Source organism: Amycolatopsis granulosa (assembly GCF_011758745.1).
Taxonomy (GTDB): Bacteria; Actinomycetota; Actinomycetes; order Mycobacteriales; family Pseudonocardiaceae; genus Amycolatopsis_E; species Amycolatopsis_E granulosa.
In genome coordinates, this window is sequence record NZ_JAANOV010000001.1 from 2,851,725 (window position 1) to 2,870,022 (window position 18,298).

The 18,298-nt window shown below is 71.8% G+C and carries 22 protein-coding genes; 4 read left to right on the plus strand and 18 right to left on the minus strand.

All coding sequences use genetic code 11. From position 1 onward, the window contains the following. Positions 1-2: 2 nt before the first annotated feature. Complete coding sequence (locus FHX45_RS13765; protein WP_167100955.1) at positions 3-476, minus strand: Lrp/AsnC ligand binding domain-containing protein; 474 nt, start codon at positions 474-476, stop codon at positions 3-5. 880 nt (positions 477-1,356) lie between these two features. Here FHX45_RS13765 and FHX45_RS13770 point away from each other — a divergent pair. Together FHX45_RS13770 and FHX45_RS13775 are read left to right on the plus strand one after the other, a co-directional pair. Further along, a complete protein-coding gene (locus FHX45_RS13770) occupies positions 1,357-1,566 on the plus strand; it encodes a BldC family transcriptional regulator (protein WP_167100958.1) in 210 nt (69 codons plus the stop codon). 135 nt (positions 1,567-1,701) lie between these two features. Then, positions 1,702-1,875: a hypothetical protein gene (locus tag FHX45_RS13775; RefSeq protein WP_167100961.1), complete on the plus strand. Its 174-nt coding sequence runs from the start codon at positions 1,702-1,704 to the stop codon at positions 1,873-1,875. Between the two features lie 27 nt (positions 1,876-1,902). Here the strand turns inward: FHX45_RS13775 and FHX45_RS13780 are convergent, their stop codons facing one another. Genes FHX45_RS13780 through FHX45_RS13795 form a run of 4 tightly spaced genes read right to left on the minus strand, consistent with a single transcriptional unit; the run spans position 1,903 to position 6,381 of the window. Next, positions 1,903-3,003 carry a MinD/ParA family ATP-binding protein gene (locus tag FHX45_RS13780; protein WP_167100964.1) on the minus strand — a complete coding sequence of 367 codons (1,101 nt, stop codon included), beginning with the start codon at positions 3,001-3,003 and terminating at the stop codon, positions 1,903-1,905. After that, positions 3,003-4,001 carry a c-type cytochrome biogenesis protein CcsB gene (gene ccsB / locus FHX45_RS13785; RefSeq protein ID WP_167100967.1) on the minus strand — a complete coding sequence of 333 codons (999 nt, stop codon included), beginning with the start codon at positions 3,999-4,001 and terminating at the stop codon, positions 3,003-3,005. The genes FHX45_RS13780 and ccsB overlap by 1 nt, the downstream gene beginning before the upstream one ends. A 5-nt stretch (positions 4,002-4,006) precedes the next feature. Beyond that, positions 4,007-5,611, minus strand: a complete 1,605-nt coding sequence (resB, locus tag FHX45_RS13790; RefSeq protein ID WP_167100970.1) for a cytochrome c biogenesis ResB family protein — start codon at positions 5,609-5,611, stop codon at positions 4,007-4,009. Next, positions 5,608-6,381, minus strand: a complete 774-nt coding sequence (locus FHX45_RS13795) for a cytochrome c biogenesis protein CcdA (protein ID WP_167100973.1) — start codon at positions 6,379-6,381, stop codon at positions 5,608-5,610. The genes resB and FHX45_RS13795 overlap by 4 nt, the downstream gene beginning before the upstream one ends. Before the next feature lie 121 nt (positions 6,382-6,502). Between FHX45_RS13795 and FHX45_RS13800 the strand changes: the two genes are divergently transcribed. Continuing rightward, complete coding sequence (locus tag FHX45_RS13800; RefSeq protein WP_167100976.1) at positions 6,503-7,072, plus strand: hypothetical protein; 570 nt, start codon at positions 6,503-6,505, stop codon at positions 7,070-7,072. Here FHX45_RS13800 and FHX45_RS13805 read toward each other — a convergent pair. The 8 genes from FHX45_RS13805 to FHX45_RS13840 are packed head-to-tail and all read right to left on the minus strand — an operon-like array spanning position 6,994 to position 11,811. Then, complete coding sequence (locus FHX45_RS13805) at positions 6,994-7,584, minus strand: TlpA family protein disulfide reductase (RefSeq protein WP_167100978.1); 591 nt, start codon at positions 7,582-7,584, stop codon at positions 6,994-6,996. The genes FHX45_RS13800 and FHX45_RS13805 overlap by 79 nt on opposite strands. Further along, positions 7,581-8,210: a histidine phosphatase family protein gene (locus tag FHX45_RS13810; RefSeq protein WP_167100981.1), complete on the minus strand. Its 630-nt coding sequence runs from the start codon at positions 8,208-8,210 to the stop codon at positions 7,581-7,583. The genes FHX45_RS13805 and FHX45_RS13810 overlap by 4 nt, the downstream gene beginning before the upstream one ends. Beyond that, the gene (gene hemL / locus FHX45_RS13815; RefSeq protein ID WP_167100984.1) at positions 8,207-9,517 is read right to left on the minus strand and encodes a glutamate-1-semialdehyde 2,1-aminomutase; all 1,311 of its coding nucleotides are present in this window, start codon (positions 9,515-9,517) and stop codon (positions 8,207-8,209) included. The genes FHX45_RS13810 and hemL overlap by 4 nt, the downstream gene beginning before the upstream one ends. Before the next feature lie 25 nt (positions 9,518-9,542). Next, positions 9,543-9,875 carry a hypothetical protein gene (locus FHX45_RS13820; RefSeq protein ID WP_167100987.1) on the minus strand — a complete coding sequence of 111 codons (333 nt, stop codon included), beginning with the start codon at positions 9,873-9,875 and terminating at the stop codon, positions 9,543-9,545. Between the two features lie 12 nt (positions 9,876-9,887). Further along, positions 9,888-10,310: a hypothetical protein gene (locus FHX45_RS13825; RefSeq protein ID WP_167100990.1), complete on the minus strand. Its 423-nt coding sequence runs from the start codon at positions 10,308-10,310 to the stop codon at positions 9,888-9,890. A 2-nt stretch (positions 10,311-10,312) separates the two neighbouring features. Further along, positions 10,313-10,831 carry a hypothetical protein gene (locus tag FHX45_RS13830; RefSeq protein ID WP_167100993.1) on the minus strand — a complete coding sequence of 173 codons (519 nt, stop codon included), beginning with the start codon at positions 10,829-10,831 and terminating at the stop codon, positions 10,313-10,315. Between the two features lie 39 nt (positions 10,832-10,870). Next, the gene (locus FHX45_RS13835; protein ID WP_167100997.1) at positions 10,871-11,365 is read right to left on the minus strand and encodes a DUF3237 family protein; all 495 of its coding nucleotides are present in this window, start codon (positions 11,363-11,365) and stop codon (positions 10,871-10,873) included. Continuing rightward, positions 11,362-11,811 carry an ester cyclase gene (locus tag FHX45_RS13840; RefSeq protein WP_243869034.1) on the minus strand — a complete coding sequence of 150 codons (450 nt, stop codon included), beginning with the start codon at positions 11,809-11,811 and terminating at the stop codon, positions 11,362-11,364. Before FHX45_RS13840 ends, FHX45_RS13835 begins: the two co-directional genes overlap by 4 nt. 49 nt (positions 11,812-11,860) lie before the next feature. Here FHX45_RS13840 and FHX45_RS13845 point away from each other — a divergent pair, with 49 nt between their 5' ends. Continuing rightward, positions 11,861-12,478: a TetR/AcrR family transcriptional regulator gene (locus FHX45_RS13845; RefSeq protein WP_167101000.1), complete on the plus strand. Its 618-nt coding sequence runs from the start codon at positions 11,861-11,863 to the stop codon at positions 12,476-12,478. An 18-nt stretch (positions 12,479-12,496) separates the two neighbouring features. Here the strand turns inward: FHX45_RS13845 and hemB are convergent, their stop codons facing one another. From hemB to FHX45_RS13870, 5 genes are all read right to left on the minus strand, one after another. After that, positions 12,497-13,468 carry a porphobilinogen synthase gene (gene hemB / locus FHX45_RS13850; protein ID WP_167101003.1) on the minus strand — a complete coding sequence of 324 codons (972 nt, stop codon included), beginning with the start codon at positions 13,466-13,468 and terminating at the stop codon, positions 12,497-12,499. A gap of 79 nt (positions 13,469-13,547) precedes the next feature. Further along, entirely contained in the window at positions 13,548-15,083 is a 1,536-nt protein-coding gene (locus FHX45_RS13855; RefSeq protein ID WP_167101006.1) for a bifunctional uroporphyrinogen-III C-methyltransferase/uroporphyrinogen-III synthase, read from the minus strand. A 53-nt stretch (positions 15,084-15,136) separates the two neighbouring features. Continuing rightward, entirely contained in the window at positions 15,137-16,102 is a 966-nt protein-coding gene (gene hemC / locus FHX45_RS13860; RefSeq protein WP_167101009.1) for a hydroxymethylbilane synthase, read from the minus strand. Further along, positions 16,099-17,424: a glutamyl-tRNA reductase gene (locus tag FHX45_RS13865; protein WP_167101012.1), complete on the minus strand. Its 1,326-nt coding sequence runs from the start codon at positions 17,422-17,424 to the stop codon at positions 16,099-16,101. The genes hemC and FHX45_RS13865 overlap by 4 nt, the downstream gene beginning before the upstream one ends. Then, the gene (locus FHX45_RS13870) at positions 17,425-18,204 is read right to left on the minus strand and encodes a redox-sensing transcriptional repressor Rex (RefSeq protein ID WP_167101015.1); all 780 of its coding nucleotides are present in this window, start codon (positions 18,202-18,204) and stop codon (positions 17,425-17,427) included. Positions 18,205-18,298: the final 94 nt, after the last annotated feature.

The following is an 18,298-nucleotide window of genomic DNA, read 5'->3' on the forward strand; positions in this document are numbered from 1 at the left end:
GCCTACGCGCCGGACCGCGGCGGATCTTCGAGCACCGTGTTGTTCGGCCGTCCCTCGAACCGCGTCGACAGCACCACGGTGGTGCGGGTGCGGGCCACCCCGCCGATGCGGCGCAGCCGGCCGAGGGTGTGCTCCAGCTCGTCGACCGTGGGCACGCGGACCTTGACCACGAACGCCTCGTCGCCGGCGACCGCGTAGCAGCTCTCCACCTCCGGCAGCGCGCCCAGCTCCTCGGCGACCTCGTTGTCGTCGGCGGTGTCGGTGGGCTGGATGCCGACCAGCGCGGTGACGCCGAGGCCGACCGTGCTCGGGTTGACGGTCGCGTGGTAGCCGGTGATCACCCCGGCCGCCTCGAGCTTGCCGACCCGTTCGTGCACGGACGAGGCGGCCAGCCCCACGGTCCGGCCCAGCTCCGCGTAGGTGGCCCGGCCGTTCAGGCGCAGCGCGGCGATGATCTTGCGGTCCAGCGTATCCACGCGGCTCAGCCTAGGCCGCACCCGCTCGCCGCCGCCGGAACGCCCAACTCACCACCCGAACCGGCCAACACGGTGCCCCGAGCAAAATGGCTAACCGGCGACCCGTGAGGCAACCCCGATGTGAACAACTTTTCCTTTGTTCTTGGGACAGGTTGCGCGTGATACTTTTGGCGGCGATACGACATTGCCCTGTACCCTGTTCTGGTGACTCATATTCCCACACTGCACCTCGACTGAATACCTCGAATAGGCTTGCTTGTCGGGGTTTGTCGGCCGGCAAGTTGCTTCCGCGGTGTAATCGCCCGTCTTTCGAGTTACACAGTGCGGGTCTGCCGAAGCGGGTGTGGCCATCAGCGGCACGAGCCCTGCGACCGTCACCACGGCGAGCACCTGACCAACAATACGCCTGGACTTTCCACGAAAATTCAACCCCATGATCCGCACCCTATCAACCCTACGGCGATGCACCTTCCTCGGGCGTGTTTCATCGGCCCGCGGTCGGCGAGTAAACCGATCGCCTTTGCGGCGCGTCCGATGCGAACATTTTTTGCGTTTGATGCGAAAATTTTTCTGGTGTATTCGACCAGGCGGAGACAGCTGCTCATTGGCATGAGCGCGCCGTCAGCCGGCCACCGGTCAACGGCATGAGGGTGTGTGGCAACGCCAGGAGCGGGCCGGGGCGCCGGCCGCAGCACCGTGTCTTCCGGTGCGCACCGAGGTGGCAGCGGGCGCGCGCGGCGTGGGCGTTTTGTCCCTTACTACCTCTTTACCTATCGACAACCGTTCGAGTACCTGGCGGGTGAAGTGCCACGATTGCCGCGTTGATGGGACCGGGGCTCCGGCCTCCGGTTTAGCAGTGTGGTCGTGAAGGAGGCGGAAAATGACCGCGAGCACGGGAGGGCGCCTGCTGACGCCCGGCGAAGTCGCCGCGTTGTTCCGGGTGGACCCGAAGACCGTGACCCGCTGGGCGACCGCGGGCCGCATCGGCTCGATCCGCACCCCCGGTGGGCACCGGCGGTTCCGGGAGTCCGAGGTCAACGCCCTGCTGGCCGAGCTCACCACGGACGCCAGCGAGCCGACGCGCGTCTGACCTGCGTGGCGCGTCCCGCGGACCGGCCCGGACAGCCGGATCCCGCGGGGCCCGAGCGCGTCAAGGAGAACTCACGCCGCAGGGGTTACCCTCGGGGCAGCAGTTCCGCGCCAACGCACTCGGAAGGGAGCGGGGATGATCTACCTGCTCGCAGCGATCGGAGCGCTCACCATCGCTGTCCTGTTGTGGCGAGCGTTCGGCCCCGAGCACGTCGGGGTGTCCTCGCGAGCGACGGTCCCACCGGACGACGACCCCGAGTTCCTCCGCAAGCTGGGCCAGCAGAAGCCACCGAAGTCCGACGAGGACTGATCAACCCCGGTCACGCGCCCGTCGGCGTCATCGCTTTCCGGGAAACGCGTCGGCCATGGTCGCGGCGAGTTCCAGGAGCGCCGTGCGCGTCTCCGGCATCAGGCGCTCCAGCTCGATCTCCGCGCCCTCCTCCAGGTGCGGGTCGAACGGGATCCGGCACACCGCCCTGGTCCGCGCCGCGAAGTGTGCGGCCAGCTTGTCCAGGTCCACCGAACCGGCCTTCGGCCGCACCGAGTTGATCACGGTCACCGACCGTTTCACCAGGTCACCGTAACCGTGCGCGTCCAGCCAGTCGAGCGTGGCCGACGCGCTGCGTGAACCGTCCACCGACGCCGAGGACACCACGACCAGCGAGTCGGCCGCGTCCAGCACGCCCTTCATCGCCGAGTGCATCAGACCGGTGCCGCAGTCGGTGAGCACGATGTTGTAGAAGTGCTCCAGCAGCGCGATCGTGCGCAGGTAGTCGCTTTCCGAGAACGCCTCCGACACCGCCGGGTCCTGCTCACTGGCGAGGATCTCCAGCCGGCTCGTCCCCTGCGAGGTGTAGGCCCGCACGTCGCTGTAGCGGGTGATCCGGTCCGCGTCCCGCAGCAGGTGCCGCACCGTGGCGGTGGTCTCGATCGGGATCTTCTGCGACAGCGTGCCGCGGTCCGGGTTGGCGTCCACCGCGATCACCCGGTCGCCACGCAGCGCCGCGAACGTCGAACCCAGGGTCGTGGTGATGGTGGTCTTGCCGACCCCGCCCTTGAGGCTCAGCATCGCGATCCGGAAGCACCCGCGCAGCGGCTGGTTCACCCGCCCCACCAGCTCGCGCTGACGCTGCTCCTGCGGGCTCTCCCCCGGGTTGATCAACTTGCCGGAGGCGACGTAGACCGCCTTGCGCCAGCCCGAATGGGGCACCCGTTTCGGCGGCCGCACGCCCTGCTCGGGCGCGGCGTGACGGGGCCGGGAGGGCTGCGGCAGCGGCGGGTACTGGTACTGCGGCTGCCCGTACTGCTGGTGCAACGGGGGCAGGTTGGGGTCGTAGCCGGGCTGCGGGAGCGGCCGCGGCGGCGGAGGAGCCGGATGCGAGGCGGAGTCGGTTCGTTCGTCGGAGAAGTAGGACTCGGGTTCGCGCGGCTCGGTCATCAGCCGACCCCGGCGTAGGAATGCAGGCCGGTCGTGACGAGGTTGACGAAGAACAGGTTGAACACCGTCACCGCGAACCCGAGGGTGTTGATGACCGCGGCGCGGGTGCCGCGCCAGCCGGCCGTCGCCCGCGAGTGCAGGTAGGCGGCGTAGACGACCCACGCGATGAACGCCGTGGTCTCCTTGGGGTCCCAGCCCCAGAACCGGCCCCACGCGGCCTCGGCCCACACGGCGCCGCACAGCACGCCGAAGGTGAACAGCGGGAACGCGAAGACGGTGGTGCGGTAGGCGATGCGGTCGAGCACGTCGGCCGCGGGCAGGCGCGAGCCGAACCGGGCGAACCGCTTCGGGTCGCGCTCGTGGGCGGTGCGGACCAGGTAGAGGATGCTGGCCACACCGGGCACCAGGAAGATGCCGGACGAGGTGGCGGCTGCGGACACGTGGATGACCAGCCAGTACGACTGCAGCGCCGGCTGCACCGGCGCGGCCACGGTGTAGAGCATCGTGCCGCCGACGAACATCAGGATGACGACCGGCAGCAGCAGGAATCCCGACAGGTGGCGGGCCGGGAACTTGCGGATCACCACGAGCCAGGTCACCACGGCGATGAGCGTCACCGCCATGATGTATTCGTACATGTTCCCCCACGGCACGCGGTGGGTCGCCAGGCCGCGCAACACCAGCGCGGCCACGTGCAGCAGCGCGCCGAGGACCGTGAGGGACACGCCCATCCGGCCGATGCGCTCGGCGCGGCCGCGGCTCGCGCGGGCCGCTGGAGGTTCAGCCGGAGGGGTGACGGTCTCGGTGCTGCCCGGACCGCCGGCGCCGACCAGTTCGCGCGCTCGCTCCCGGGAGCGCTCGGCCGCGCGGCGCCCCTTGGCGCCGAAGGACTGTTCGATGAGGAAGAAGACCAGCGCCAGTACGTAGACGGCGGTCGCGGTGGTGTAGGACCAGTCGCTGTACTGGGACAACGTTGCATCAACAGCAGCGCCCGGCATTTCGGTTACCTCGTCTTCCTGGTGCCTGTGAGCAGCTCTTCCGCGATCCGGGTGAACTCCTCGCCGTAGCCCGCCTGGTCGGTGCGGGCGAGCCCGCCCACCTCGACCACGGTACCTGTCCCGGCCTCGCCGTCCGGGACGACCCGCACCCACAGCCTGCGCCGTTTGATCACCAACGACAACCCGAGGCCCAGCAGCATGGCGATCGCGAACCCGAGGACGTAGGTCTGGGTGGGGTCGTGCGAGATCTGGAGCGACACGTAGCGCTGGGCCCCGTCGAACCGGACCACGGTGCCGTCGTCGAGGGTGATCGACTGGCCGACGCCCAGGTTCTGCCGGGCCACCCGGGTGAGCCGTCCGTCGTCCACCATGGACTGGTCGATGGAGAAGATCGACTGGCTCTTGCCCGAGTCGAGGCCGAGGTCACCGCGCATCACGTCGACCGCGGCCATCGGGTCGGTCATCTGCGGGCCGCCACCGGTGAGCACGCCGCCGTGCAGCACACCGGCCGGCGCGAACAGGCCGGTGATCGCGAGCTGCTTGGTCCGCCGCGCGAACGGGTCCGTGATGTTCGGCGGGTCGAACTTGGTGGCGCCCTCGCTCAGGGTGGCGGTGCCGTCGGTCGGGCGCCACTGGACCGCCCTGGTGCGGGTGGTGCCGTCGGGCCAGGTCACCGTGAAGATCGGCGAGTAGCCGTTGCCCAGCAGGTAGACGCGGTCGCCGGCGAGCCGCAGCGGCGAGTTCACCTCGAGCAGGTAGTTCCGCCAGGTCCCGGTCTGCAGGTCCGTGCCCGACTGGTACTGGACGTTCGACCGGTACTGGACGGGCTGGCCGGCCGGGGTGAAGTCGGCGGTGAAGTCGTTCACCTTCACGCAGAACGGCTCGAGCTCGGTGCCGTCCACGCGCAGGCCGGGGGTGAACGAGTCGTAGGCGTAAATGCCGGAGTTGCAGAACTGGGACCCGTTGGCCTGGACGATCACCTGGCCCTCGTAGGTGTACATCTTGCCGAGCGCGAAGGCGAGGATCAGGCCGAGCATCGCGAAGTGGAAGACCAGGTTGCCGGTCTCACGCAGGAAGCCGCGCTCCGCGCTGAGCGTGCGGACCCCGCCGTCCTCCGCGCGCTCGACGCTGCGCCATCCCTTCAGGCGAGCGCGGGCGGCGGCCATCACCTCGTCGGCGTCGCGCGGCGTGGTGGCGGTGGCGAAGTGCGGCAGCCGGGACAGGTTGCGCGGGGTGAGCACCGGCTGGGCGCGCATCGCCTTGAGGTACTCGACGCTGCGCGGCAGGAGGCAGCCCACCAGCGAGACCATCAGCAGCAGGTAGATCGCCGAGAACCAGACGCTCGAGTAGACGTCGAAGAACTGCAGGCGGTCCAGCAGCGTGCCCCACCAGCCGTGGGCGGCGATGTACTGCTCGGTCTTCGGCGCGTTGAGCGTGCGCTGCGGCAGCAGGGCACCGGGCAGCGCGGCGAGCGCGAGCAGGAACAGCAGGATCAGCGCGGTGCGCATCGCGGTGAGGCCGCGCCAGGTGTTGCGCAGGAACGCCAGGATCCGCTTGGCCGGTGAGTTGCGGTACGGCTTGGGGTGCGGGGGCGCTTCGGTGGCGGTCACAGCGGCAGCACCGTGTCCGTGACGAAGGCGTCGCGCAGCCAGCTGACCAGCTCGCCCCACAGGCCGGTGACCAGCAGGACCCCGACGACGAGCAGCAGCCCACCGCCGACGAGCTGGACGCGCCGGCCGTTGCGGCGCACCCAGTCGGTGGCGCGCACGGCCCAGCGGGCGCCGAACGCGATGAGCAGGAACGGCAGGCCCAGCCCGAGGCAGTAGACCAGGACCAGCAGGTATCCGCGGACACCGCTGGAGCCGGTGCCGGCGGCGAGGGCGAGGACGCCGGACAGCGTGGGGCCGATGCACGGTGTCCAGCCGAGTCCGAAGACCGCGCCGAGCAGCGGCGCGCCGAGCAGCCCGGCGCGCGGCACGCGGTGCGAGCGGACGTCGCGCTGCAACGCCGGGACGAGCCCGAGGAAGACCAGGCCCATGGCGATGGTCACCACGCCGCCGACCCGTTGCAGCAGGTCCTGGTTGACCAGCAGGGCGTCGGCGAGCCACACCAGGCTGCCCACGCCCGCGGCGAACACGACGGTGAAGCCGAGCACGAACAACGCGGCCGCGCCGAGGACCGCGTACCGGCCCTTCTTGCGCTCCTCGCCGGCGGTCACGGCGGGCGCGTCGGCGCCGACCAGCGCCGCGAGGTAGGCGAGGTAACCCGGCACGAGCGGGACGACGCACGGCGAGGCGAACGAGATGGCCCCGGCGAGCAGGGCGACCCCGGCGGCGAGCAGCAGCGGCCCGGAGGTCGCCAGCTCGGTCACGGAGTTCACGGTTCGAGGGTAAGCAGTGAGTTCGGTGTGAGTTCACCGGGATGGCCTCGGCCGAACGGCCGAGGCCGGCGAGCCCATCGACCGAAGCCGTGACCGTGGTTCCCACCCTACCTTTTCGGCCATGACCGTTCCGCTGCGTGTGCACGCGTTGCTGTCCGTGCTGGTCGGAGCACCGCTGGTGTGGGAAATCACCCGGGTCGACCTGAGCCGTCCCGCCGCGTACGCGTTCCTGGCCTGCTCCGCGCTCGTCGCCGCCGCGCCGTGGTTGGCACTGTGGTTCCGGTGGTGGGCAGGGGTGCTGGCCGCGGCGGCCGGCGTGCTCGGCTCGGCCGGGCTCATGCTCCTGCTGGACTGGTTGCCGGCCCGGCCCGAGGTGGCGAACCTGCCGCTGGTCCAGGTGACCGCTGTGCTCGCGGTGCTGGTGATCGTGCTGCGCGATGCGGGGCGGTGGGGCGCGGTGCTGGGCGCGACCGGCCTCACGCTGTCCGTCGCGGCCGCCGCGGTGGCGGTCCAGCAGTGGGCGCGGGTTTCGCCGCACCTCGCGACGCCGTACGCGCCGACGGTCGCGGGCACGGCGCTGCTGGTGTTCGGCGGGGCGCTGGCCGCCGGGGTCTACCTGCGTTCCGGCGACTCGGCCGCGAGCCGCCGGACCACCGGCTCGATGTCGCTCGCCAGGATCGACCGCAGGTAGACGGCGGCCACGCGCTGCTGCTTGTCGAGGATGATCGTCGACGGCACCGCGTTGCGCGGGTAGCCGGACAGCTGCAGCAGGCTGCGGCCGGGCGGGTCGTAGATCGACGGGTAGGTCAGCTGCCGGTCGCGCACGAAGTCCTGCGGCGCCGACCGGTCGTCGTCGCGCACGTCCAGCCCCAGCACCTGCACGCCCTGCGCCTGGGTCTGGGTGTACAGCTTCTCCAGCTCCGGCGCCTCGGTGCGGCACGGTGCGCACCACTGGCCCCAGATGTTGACCACCACGACCTTGCCGGTGTAGTCGGCGACCGAGACCTTCCTGCCTTCGGACATGAGGTCCTCGCCGGACAGCTCCGGGACCGGCTGCCGGTCCGCGGTCTCGTAGAAGATGTCGGTCTTGCCGCCGGGCGCGACGAACTGGAAGCTGCTGCCCTGCGACACCGCGTCGCTGCCCGTGCTGCACCCGGCGAGCACGAACACGCCCGCCAGGACCGCCGCCAGGACCCGCCTCATGCTCCGGTGACCTTCGGGTCGGTCGCACCCGCCGGCTCGCTGTACACGATCTTCACCAGCTCCTCACCGTGGAACACCAGGCTGGTCAGCGACGCGAGCGAACACTGGCGGCGGCGCGGGTCGTGCCACAGGGGCTTCGCCTCGAGGAACCGGCGCAACGTCCAGATCGGCAACTGGTGGGACACGCACAGCGCCTCGTGGCCCTCGGCCTTGCCCCGGGCGCGCTGCACCGCAGCGAGCATCCGGTGCGCGATCTCGCGGTACGGCTCGCCCCACGACGGCTGGAACGGGTTGCGCAGCTTCGACCAGTGCCGCGGCTGCCGCAGCGCGCCGTCACCGACCGACACCTTCTGGCCCTCGAACGCGTTGCCCGCCTCGATCAGCCGCTCGTCGCTCTGCACGTCCAGCCGGTGGGCCGCGGCGATCGGCGCCGCCGTCTCCTGCGCCCGCTGCAGCGGCGAGGAGACCACGTAGGTGATGTCGTGGGCCGCGACCGCCTCGGCGACGGTCAGCGCCTGACGGCGACCACGCTCGGACAGGTGGAACCCGGGCAGCCGCCCGTACAGGATGCCGTCCGGGTTGTGCACTTCGCCGTGCCGCAGCAGGTGCACGATCGTCGTCGTCACGGGCGGGCCGCCTCTGCGCTCAGCGCCGCCTGCGCGGCCGCGGGCAGCGCGGCCTCGATGATCTCGAAGGCGGCGTCGTCCATCGCGGCGTTGACGAACCACGCCTCGAACGGGCTCGGTGGCCCGTACACGCCGCGCTCCAGCAGGGCGTGGAAGAACGGCGGGAAGCGCCAGATGTCGCCGCTGGTCGCGTCGTGGTAGTTGCGCACCGGCTCCTCGCGGAAGAACACGCTGAGCAGGTTCCCCGCGTAGGCGACGTGGTGCGGCACGCCCGCCTTCGTCAGCGCTTCGCTGAACAGCGCGCCCAGGCGCTGCGAGTTGGCGTCGAGGCGGCGGTACACCTCGTCGTCGGCCGCGCGCAGGGTCGCCAGGCCGGTGGCCACCGCCACCGGGTTCCCGGACAGCGTGCCGGCCTGGTAGACCGGGCCGGTCGGGGCGAGCCGCGCCATCACGTCGGAGCGGCCGCCGAAGGCCGCGGCGGGCAGGCCACCGGACATGACCTTGCCGAACGTGTAGAGGTCGCCGGGCACGCCTTCCACCCCGAACCAGCCGGAGCGCGACACCCGGAAGCCGGTCATCACCTCGTCCATGATCAGCAGCGCACCGTGCTCGTGGGCGAGGTCCCGCAGCCGGGCGTTGAAGTCCCCGTGCGGCGCGACCGCACCCATGTTGCCCGCGGCCGCCTCGGTGATGATCGCGGCGATCGCGTCCGGGTTCTCCGCGAAGGAACGGCGGACGGCCTCGATGTCGTTGTAGGGCAGCACGATCGTGTCCGCCGCCTGCGCCCCGGTCACGCCGGGCGAGGTGGGCAGGCCCAGCGTCGCGACGCCGGACCCGGCCTGCGCGAGCAGCGCGTCGACGTGCCCGTGGTAGCAGCCGGCGAACTTGATGATCTTGGTGCGCCCGGTGAACCCGCGGGCCAGGCGGATCGCGCTCATGGTCGCCTCGGTGCCCGAGTTGACCAGGCGCACCTGGTGCACCGGGTCGACCCGGTCGATGATCTCCTCGGCCAGCTCGACCTCACCGATCGTCGGCGTGCCGAACGACAAGCCGGAGCCCGCGGCCGTCCGGGCCGCCTCGACGACCGCCGGGTGCGCGTGCCCGAGGATCATCGGTCCCCAGGAGGACACCAGGTCCACGTAGCGGTTGCCGTCCGCGTCCCACAGGTGCGGACCTTCGCCGCGCACCATGAACCGCGGGGTGCCGCCCACGGAGTTGAACGCCCGCACCGGGGAGTTCACGCCCCCCGGCGTCACGGCGGCGGCGCGGTCGAACCACGCCCTGGACTTGTCGACTGCTTGCGTCACGGACCCCAGTCTTGCAAAGGTCCCGTCAGGCCCGGTTCAGGTGTCCGGCGAAGTAGCCGAAGTCCTCGGTGTCCCGGCTCTTGCGGCGACGCTTGACCCGCGTCGCCAGCAGGACCTCGCGCACCGCGTCGGCCAGCAGGATCCCGGCGACCATGCCGAGTCCGATCGCCGCCGCCATCCAGCTACCGACCCACCGGGTGCTGGTCAGCACGGTGCCGTCGGTGAGCCGCACCACGACCGTGTGCACACCGGCGCCCCACACCACGAACGCGCCCCACACCGCGGCGGCCGCCAGCAGCACCTCGACCAGCGCCACCGCCGCCCGCGCGGGCTGGTTCAGCCGGGCCTGTTCAGTCACGTGAGAAGCCTCTCATGCCGCACGCGCCCCCTGCAGCGCGGTCTTCAATGCGCCGACGTCCTTCGCCCAGGCGAGCACGACGGTGCCGTCGGTGAGGCGGAGGGGCAGCGCGTCGTACTTGTTCGGCACGGACCAACCGCCGCCGAGGACGCGGGCACCGGTCGGGGCGCCGACGTCGGTGACCTCGGCGATGTCGGCCAGCGGCAGCTGTTCGCGGCCCTGGCACAGGAACGAGCCGGTGACCTCGACGGTCAGGAACCGCCGCCGCGCGTAGATCCACGGCGCGGTGATCGCCGCCAGTCCGAGGCCGACGAACACCCACGCGATCGCGTGGGTGGTGCCGGTGAACAGCTCGGCGAGGTAGCCGAGCACGGCGAACCCCGACCCGTAGGCGAGGGCCGACCAGCTCGCGCCACGCTCGAGGTACCGGGTCACGGCTACCGGCGGCGGACCTTCGGGAAGTACGGCTGCACCCCCGGGATGTACATCAGCGCCAGCGCGACGAGGCCGAGCAGCGTCGCGATCAGCGAGATCCCGGTGTAGGTCCGCAGCAGCACCTGGAACAGCAGGACGATGACGAGCAGGACGGTCAGCACCGTGCGGGCGGACCGGGTGCCCTGCCGCGCCTTCCACGCGAAGAGCACGAAGAAGGCCCCGAACGACACCGACCCGACCAGCAGCATCGCGAACAGCACCGTGATGCCCGACGCGATCTTCTCCGGCGTCACCTGCGCGTTGGTGTTCGTCCGGACCAGGTCGTCGACCAGCTGCTGCCGGGTGAGGAACGCCACCAGGTAAGCGGCGGCCAGGACGACGCCCGCCGCGACCCACAGCCAGAACGACACCTGCACCGGCCTCGGCGCCTCCGGCCGCTCGGCCTCCTCGCCGGCCAGGCTCGGCGCCGGCGGCAGACCCCGGGCGCGGCGCTCGTCGTCCGATTCGTTCGCTGCGGTCACCCGTCAGAGACTACTGCGCCGGAGTGCGCCGCGATGCCCTCACCCGACCTCGGCGACGCGGTAGGCGATGCCGCCCTCGACCAGGTAGCCGGAGCCGACGCAGACGATGTCGTTGAGCCAGGCGTGCTGGTGGGCACCGGTCTCGAACAGCGGTGTGGTCCGGAAGTAGTAGCGGGCCGGATCGACGTGGTGCCGCGTGCCGCGGTCGGCCAGTGCGGCCCGCAGATCGGGCGGGACGATCCAGCGGCCGTGGTAGGTCATGTGCACGAGGGCGGCGTCGTCGGTGCGCAGCGTCAGCCGGACGTCCAGGGACATCCCGCCGTCCTCCCGGAACAACGCCCAGTCGCCGCCACCCGGCAGCACCTCGCCCCGGATCCGCGGCCCGGTGAAGCTGCCCCCGGCGGCGCCGAACAGCACGCGCCGCCCGAACGGTCCGGAGCCGAAGTCCAGCCGCGGATCGAGGTCGACGACCATGTCGAACAGGTGCCGGGTGGTGATCTCGCCGATGTCCCGCAGCCGGGGGTCCGCGGTCACGAGCGGGCTCCGAACTGTGTCCGTCGCACGGTATCGGCCGAGACGCCCGACTGGGCGCACAGTTCGGCCAGGTCGAAGAAGAACCTCTCACCGGCGATCAGGTCGTCGGCGAAGGTGAACTGCAGGAACACCGGCAGCTCGGCGCGCCTGCCGGTGGGCACCACGCCGAACCGGTCGCCGGTCATGGTCATCCGCGCCACGCCCCAGCAGACCAGGGTCGTGCCGTCGCTCGCGTGTCCGTCCAGGGATATTTCGTAGTCGGGGAAGGAGGCGAAGAAGCGGGCCAGCGCCCGCTCGTTCGCCGCGTGGCCGGCGGCCCGGGTGCCCAGCGGTGGCGACTCCAGCAGGATCTCGGGGTGCAGCAGCCGCAGGGCCGCGGGCAGGTCCTGCCGGCTCTTCGCCACGGCCAGCTGGGAGGCCAGCTCGAACATCCGGTCTTCGTTCATCGGATAAGCATACGGTCGACCGTACTTTTTGCAATGAGTCTGTGACAGGATGGTTCAGGTGAGCGAGGTGGTGCAGGACCGGCGGCGGCTGCGAGGCGCCCGCTCCCGGCGGACGATCCTGCGGCACGCCGTGGACGTGGCGTCCGCGGACGGGCTCGACGGCCTCAGCTTCGGGCGGCTCGCGGGCGACCTCGGGGTGAGCAAGGCCGGCATCCAGACCCTGTTCGGGACCAAGGAGAATCTGCAGATCGCGGTCGCCGCAGCGGCGCGCGAGGTGTTCCAGGACGCCGTCGTGGCCCCGGCGCTCGCCGTGCCGCCCGGCCCGGCCCGGCTGCGCGCGCTCGTCGACCGGTGGATCGCCTACGCGGCGGAACCGTTGTTCCCCGGCGGCTGCTTCTGGGCGGCGAACCTGCCGGTCTTCGACAGCAGGCCGGGTCCGCTGCGCGAGGTGCTGGCAGCCCAGCAGCGGGACTGGCGGGCGCTGCTCGCCGACCAGGTGCGCCACGCCGCGAGCCCGAGTGGGAGGGCACCCGCCGAGGCGGACCTGGTGGCGTTCCAGATCGACGCCGTGCTCACGGCGACCAACACCGCGCTCCGGCTCGGCGAGACCGGCTCCGTGGACCGCGCCCGCCGCGCGATCGACCGTCTCGTCGGTCCGGCCGCCTGAGCCGCCCGCGACCGCCGGTCAGTCCAGCCAGGCCGCCGCTTCGCTGGCCCAGTAGGTGAGGATCATGTCCGCCCCGGCCCGCCGGATCGACGTCAGCACTTCGAGGATGGTGCGCTCGCGGTCCAGCCAGCCGTTCGCGGCGGCGGCCTCGACCATCGCGTACTCGCCGGAGATGTTGTACGCCGCGACCGGGACCGGGGACACGTCCGCCGCCTGGCGGAGGATGTCCAGATAGGACAGCGCCGGCTTGATCATGATGGCGTCGGCGCCCTCTTCGACGTCCAGTTCGATCTCGCGCAGCGCCTCGCGGGCGTTGCCCGGGTCCTGCTGGTAGGTCTTGCGGTCGCCCGTGAGCTGCGAGTCCACCGCTTCCCGGAACGGGCCGTAGAAGGCACTCGCGTACTTGGCCGAGTAGGCCAGGATGCCGGTGCCGAGGTGCCCGGCCTCGTCGAGCGCCCGCCGGATCACGCCGACCTGGCCGTCCATCATGCCGCTCGGGCCGAGCATGTGGGCGCCGGCCTCGGCCTGGGCCACGGCCATGTCGGCGTAGACCTTCAGGGTCGCGTCGTTGTCCACACCGCCGTGGTCGTCGAGCACGCCGCAGTGGCCGTGGTCGGTGAACTCGTCCAGGCAGGTGTCCGCCATCAGGACGGTCGAGTCGCCCAGTTCCGACCGCAGGTCGCGCAGGGCCACGTTCAGGATGCCGTGCTCGTCGACCGCGCCCGAACCGGTCGCGTCCCGCTGCTCGGGGATGCCGAACAGCATCAGCCCGCCGACCCCGGCCCGCACCGCCTCCACGGCGGCCTTGCGCAACGTGTCCCGGGTGTGCTGGACGACACCGGGCATGCTGGAGATGGGCCGGGGCGTGTCGATCCCCTCGGCGACGAACAGGGGCAGGATCAGCTGCCGGGGGCGGAGCGTGGTCTCGCTCACCAGGCGCCGCAGCGCCGCCGTACTCCGCAACCGCCGGGGACGATGCTCGGGAAACACCCCACCGACGGTACTCCGGGACCGGACGCGGCCCGGGGCCGCCCGTGACATCGCACAGGCGGCCCCGGACAGGCGGCGATCAGGAGGAGCGGCGGGTGCGCTTGGCCTTGCGCGGCGGCGGCAGGGCACCCTCGGCGCGCAGCTTCGCGGCGTGCGCGGCCAGCGCGTCGACCAGGTGCGGCACGTCCGCCACCTCCGGTTGCACGTCCACCCGCAGGCCGAACTCCACGGCGGTCTCCGCGGTCTTCGGCCCGATGCACGCGACCAGCGTGCGCGTGTGCGGCTTGCCGGCGATGCCGACCAGGTTCCGCACCGTCGAGGACGAGGTGAAGCAGACCGCGTCGAACCCGCCGGTCTTGATCATCTCGCGGGTCTCGGCCGGCGGCGGCGCCGCCCGGACGGTCCGGTAGGCGGTCACGTCGTCGACCTCCCAGCCGCGCTCGACCAGGCCGGCGGACAGCGTCTCGGTGGCGATGTCCGCCCGCGGCAGCAGCACCCGGTTCACCGGGTCCAGCACGTCGTCGTACGGCGGGAACTCGGCCAGCAGACCCTCGCTGGACTGCTCGCCCTGCGGGATCAGCTCCGGGTTGATGCCGAACGCACGCACCCGCGCCGCGGTGGCCTCACCGACGCAGCCGATCTTGACCCCGGAGAAGGCGCGGGCGTCGAGGCCGAACTCCTCGAACTTCTCCCACACCGCCTTCACCGCGTTGGCCGAGGTGAACACGATCCACTGGTAACGGCCGTCGACCAGGCCCTTGACCGCGCGCTCCATCTGGGCGGGGCTGCGCGGCGGCTCGACCGAGATCGTCGGAACCTCGTGCGAGGTGGCGCCGTGGATGCGCAGCCGCTCGGCCATCTCGCCAGCCTGCTCCTTGGTGCGCGGCACCAGGACCTTCCAGCCGTAGAGCGCCCGCGACTCCCACCAGGACAGCTTCGCCCGCTGCCCGGCCTGCTCGCCGACGGTCACCACGAGCGGGCCGGCCAGCTCACCGGCGTCCTGCGACAGGCTCGCCAGGGTGGTGTCCACCGTGCGCTGCGTGTTGATGGTGCCGTTCGCGGTGACCGCGACCGGGGTGGTGCCCGCCAGGCCGTGCTCGGTCAGCGCGCCCGCGGCCTCGGCGAGCTGGGCCGACGTCGCGTGCAGCACGATCGGGCCCGGCGCCGCGGCGACCTTCGCCCAGTCGACGTCACCGCGGACGTCCACGTCGGTGTGGCTGCCGCCGAGCGCGATACCCGCGTACGCCGGCACGGCCGAACCCGGCGTGATGCCCGGCACGACCTCGAAGACGGCACTGGTCTTCGCGACGGCCTGCACCTCGGCCACGGCGGCGGCGCTGGTCAGCGGGTCGCCACTGGACAGGCGCAGCACGAGCCGGCCGCCCTTGGCCTCGTTGGCGAGGTCCTTGGCGACCTCGGCCGGCTCGCCGACGGCGGGCCGGACCTCGGCGTCCGCGCTGGCGCCCGCGAGCACGCCGGCGGGCACGTCCGGGTCGGTCACCACGACCTCGGCCTTCGCCAGGAGCTCCTGGGCACGTACGGTCAGCAGTCCGGCGTCGCCGGGGCCGGAGCCCACGAAAGCGACGCGCCCAGCGGTTGTCCGCGCGGGGGTCATCGTGTCTTTCTCCTATTGATCGGCGCGAGCGCGCCGAGCCGTTCGAGGAACTTTCACCGGTTTTCGCGGCCCGGGCCGGACAATGCGCCGGCTCCGAGGTCGAGCAGCTCCGCGGCCAGATCGCGGCCGAGTTGCTCCGCTTCGCTCTTGCCGGCGACCGCCGAGGCGCGCAGCAACTGCACGGACTCGTCGTCGAGGCCTGCGGCGGCGACCCCACGAAGCGAGACGCGCTCGACCACGCGGGCGTCCTCGCCTGTGTCTTCGTAATCCTCCACAACCTCGGCGAGTGCGCCGACGGGCGCGCTGCAGCCGGCTTCGAGCGCGGCCAGCATGGCCCGCTCCGCCGTCACCGCGGCCCGTGTCGCTTCGTCGTCCACAATGGACCGAAGAAGGTGTTCGATGTCCACGTCGTCGACGCGGCACTCCACCGCCAGCGCGCCCTGGGCGGGCGCGGGCAGCATCTGGATCGGGTCCAGGGTCTCGGTGATCACGTCGGCCCGGCCGAGGCGGACCAGGCCGGCGCGCGCGAGCACGACGGCGTCCAGTTCGCCGTCGAAGACCTTGTTCAGCCGGGTGTCGATGTTGCCGCGGATGGGCACGACCTCGAACCCGAGGCCGAGCGCACGCAGCTGCGCCGTGCGGCGCGGCGAACCGGTGCCGATCCGGGAACCGGACGGCAGCTCACCCAGGGTCAGCCCGTCACGCGCGATCAACGCGTCGCGCGGGTCCTCCCGCGGCGGCACGGCGGCCAGCACGATGCCGGGCTCCGGCGCCGTGGGCAGGTCCTTGTACGAGTGCACCGCGACGTCGACCTGCTTGTTCAGCAGGGCCTCGCGCAGCGCGGAGGTGAAAACGCCGACACCGATCTCCGCGATGGGCGCGCTGGACCGGTCGCCGGGCGTCGTGATCGGGACGATCTCGACCTGCTCACCCGCCTTGCGCAGCACGTCGGCGACCGTGCCGGTCTGCGTCCTGGCGAGGGCACTGCCCCGCGTTCCGATCCGAATGGTCCTCGTCACTGGGTTTCACCGTCTGTCCTGGACAGGCGCTCGGGGGTCGGGCTCGACACGACGGCCGGCGAGGCCGGGTCGAGCTCGAACAGCTCCCGCAGCGCGTTGGCGTAGTCCGTGCCCTGGGTCTCCGCGGCGAGCTGCTTGACGCGCACCGTCGGCGCGTGCAGCAGCTTGTCCACGACCCGGCGCACGGTGCGGTTGACCTCGTCGCGGACCGCGGTGTCGAGGCCGGGCAGCCGGTGGTCCAGCCGCAGCATCTCGGCGTCGACGACCTCGGCGGCCCGCTTGCGCAGCGCGGTGACGGTCGGGGTGACCGCGGCGCTGCGCTGCGCGGCGAGGTACTCGCGCACCTCGTCCAGCACGATGCCGTTGGCCCGGGCGAGCTGCTTGGCGCTGCCGGCCGAACCCCGGTCGTCCATCCGCTTCCGGACGGTCTCCAGGTCGACCAGCCGCACGCCCGGCAGCGTGTCCACGCCGGGGTGCACGTCCCGCGGCAGCCCGAGGTCGCACACCACCACCGGGCGGCCGCCACGGGCCAGCAGGTGCTCGGGGGTGACGACGACGTCCTGGGCACCGGTGCAGGCGACCACCACGTCGGCGTCGGCCAGGCGCTCGGCCAGCTCGTCCATGCCGGCCGCCACGGCGGGCACACCCTGCTCGGTGACGTTGGCCGCGAGCCGCTCGGCGTTGGCCAGGGTCCGGTTGACGACCGTGATCCGGCCGATGCCGGCCTTGCGCAGCTGGCTCGCCGACAGCGCGCCCATCGAGCCGGCGCCGACGATCACCGCGTGCTTGCCGGTGAGGTCGGGCGCCTCGCCGAGGGCCTCGGACACCACCGACGCGCCGAGGTGGTCCAGGCCGGTCTCGGTGTGCACGCGCTTGCCGACCCGCAGCGTGGTCTGGATCAGCTCGTGCAGGGTGCGGCCGACGGTGCCGGCCTCGCGCGCGGCGGCGTAGTAGTTGCGCACCTGGCCGAGGATCTGGGTCTCACCGACGACCATCGAGTCCAGGCCGGCGGCCACGGAGAAGATGTGCTCGACGGCGGCACCCGCGTAGTGCACGTACAGGTTGTCGTAGAGGTCGGCCGCCGCGCAGCCGGCCTGGCGGGCCAGCACCTCGGAGATGTCGGCGAGGCCGCCGTGGAACGCCTCGACCACCGAGTAGACCTCGATGCGGTTGCAGGTCGAGACGACCATGACCTCGTTCACGTGCGGCGACTGCTGGAGCTCGTGCAGCACCTTGTCCAGCTCGGTGGCCGGGATGGCGACCTTCTCCAGCGTGCGCAGGTCCGCAGTGCGATACGACAGCCCGACGGCCAGGACACTCACTTACCGCACCACCATTCCGTTACCCACGTTCTCCGCTCGCCGGGCCACGTGGAACGACAGGATCTGCAGCTCCACGGCCAGGTCGACCTTGCGCACCTCGACGTGGTCGGGCACCTGGAGGACCACCGGCGCGAAGTTCAGGATGCACTGCACCCCGCCCGCCACCAGCCGGTCGGCGACCGTCTGGGCCGCGGGCGGCGGCGTCGCGATGACGCCGATCGAGATCCCCCGCTCCGAGCACACCTCGGGGATGTCGTTGAGGTGCGACACCGGGATCCCGCCGACCGGCACGCCGATCAGGTCGGCGTCGATGTCGAACAGCGCCTCGACCGGGAACCCGCGGCCGGGGAACCCTCCGTAGTTGGCCAACGCATGACCGAGGTTACCGATTCCGACCACGGCCACCTTGTGCTGTCGCGTGAGTCCCAGTGTCCGTTCGAGCTGCCCGACCAGCACCGCGACCTCGTAACCGACGCCACGCGTGCCGTACGAGCCGAGGTAGGACAGGTCCTTGCGCAGCTTGGCGGAATTCACCCCGGCCGCGGCGGCGAGCTCCTCGCTGGCGACGGTGGTCGCGCCCTGCTCGGCCATCGCGGAGAGCACGCGCAGGTACACGGCGAGACGGGCGACGGCGGCCTCCGGGATCGCGCGGACCCGGGCCTCCTCGGCGCCGTTCTCGGTGACCGCGGGCATCTCCGCGGTCGGGGCGTTGTCGGCGTCCGGGGTGGACAGCTTCCGGGCGACGGCCGCACCGTTGCGCCGGCCACGCTGTGCCACCACGCCGGCCTCCTCGTTCCGCCCGTCGACACGCTTCGAATTTCCCCTTGACCCGGGCCGAGAAGTCGGGTTCGATGCACGGCCGTCGTGAGGGGTA

Excerpts from the sequence above, each read along its gene's own strand:
- ccsB (WP_167100967.1), bottom strand. The coding sequence starts at position 4,001 with ATGCCGGGCGCTGCTGTTGATGCAACGTTGTCCCAGTACAGCGACTGG.
- FHX45_RS13800 (WP_167100976.1), top strand. The coding sequence starts at position 6,503 with ATGACCGTTCCGCTGCGTGTGCACGCGTTGCTGTCCGTGCTGGTCGGA.
- FHX45_RS13770 (WP_167100958.1), top strand. The coding sequence starts at position 1,357 with ATGACCGCGAGCACGGGAGGGCGCCTGCTGACGCCCGGCGAAGTCGCC.
- FHX45_RS13845 (WP_167101000.1), top strand. The coding sequence starts at position 11,861 with ATGGTTCAGGTGAGCGAGGTGGTGCAGGACCGGCGGCGGCTGCGAGGC.
- FHX45_RS13840 (WP_243869034.1), bottom strand. The coding sequence starts at position 11,811 with ATGAACGAAGACCGGATGTTCGAGCTGGCCTCCCAGCTGGCCGTGGCG.
- FHX45_RS13780 (WP_167100964.1), bottom strand. The coding sequence starts at position 3,003 with ATGACCGAGCCGCGCGAACCCGAGTCCTACTTCTCCGACGAACGAACC.
- FHX45_RS13775 (WP_167100961.1), top strand. The coding sequence starts at position 1,702 with ATGATCTACCTGCTCGCAGCGATCGGAGCGCTCACCATCGCTGTCCTG.
- FHX45_RS13855 (WP_167101006.1), bottom strand. The coding sequence starts at position 15,083 with ATGACCCCCGCGCGGACAACCGCTGGGCGCGTCGCTTTCGTGGGCTCC.
- FHX45_RS13805 (WP_167100978.1), bottom strand. The coding sequence starts at position 7,584 with ATGAGGCGGGTCCTGGCGGCGGTCCTGGCGGGCGTGTTCGTGCTCGCC.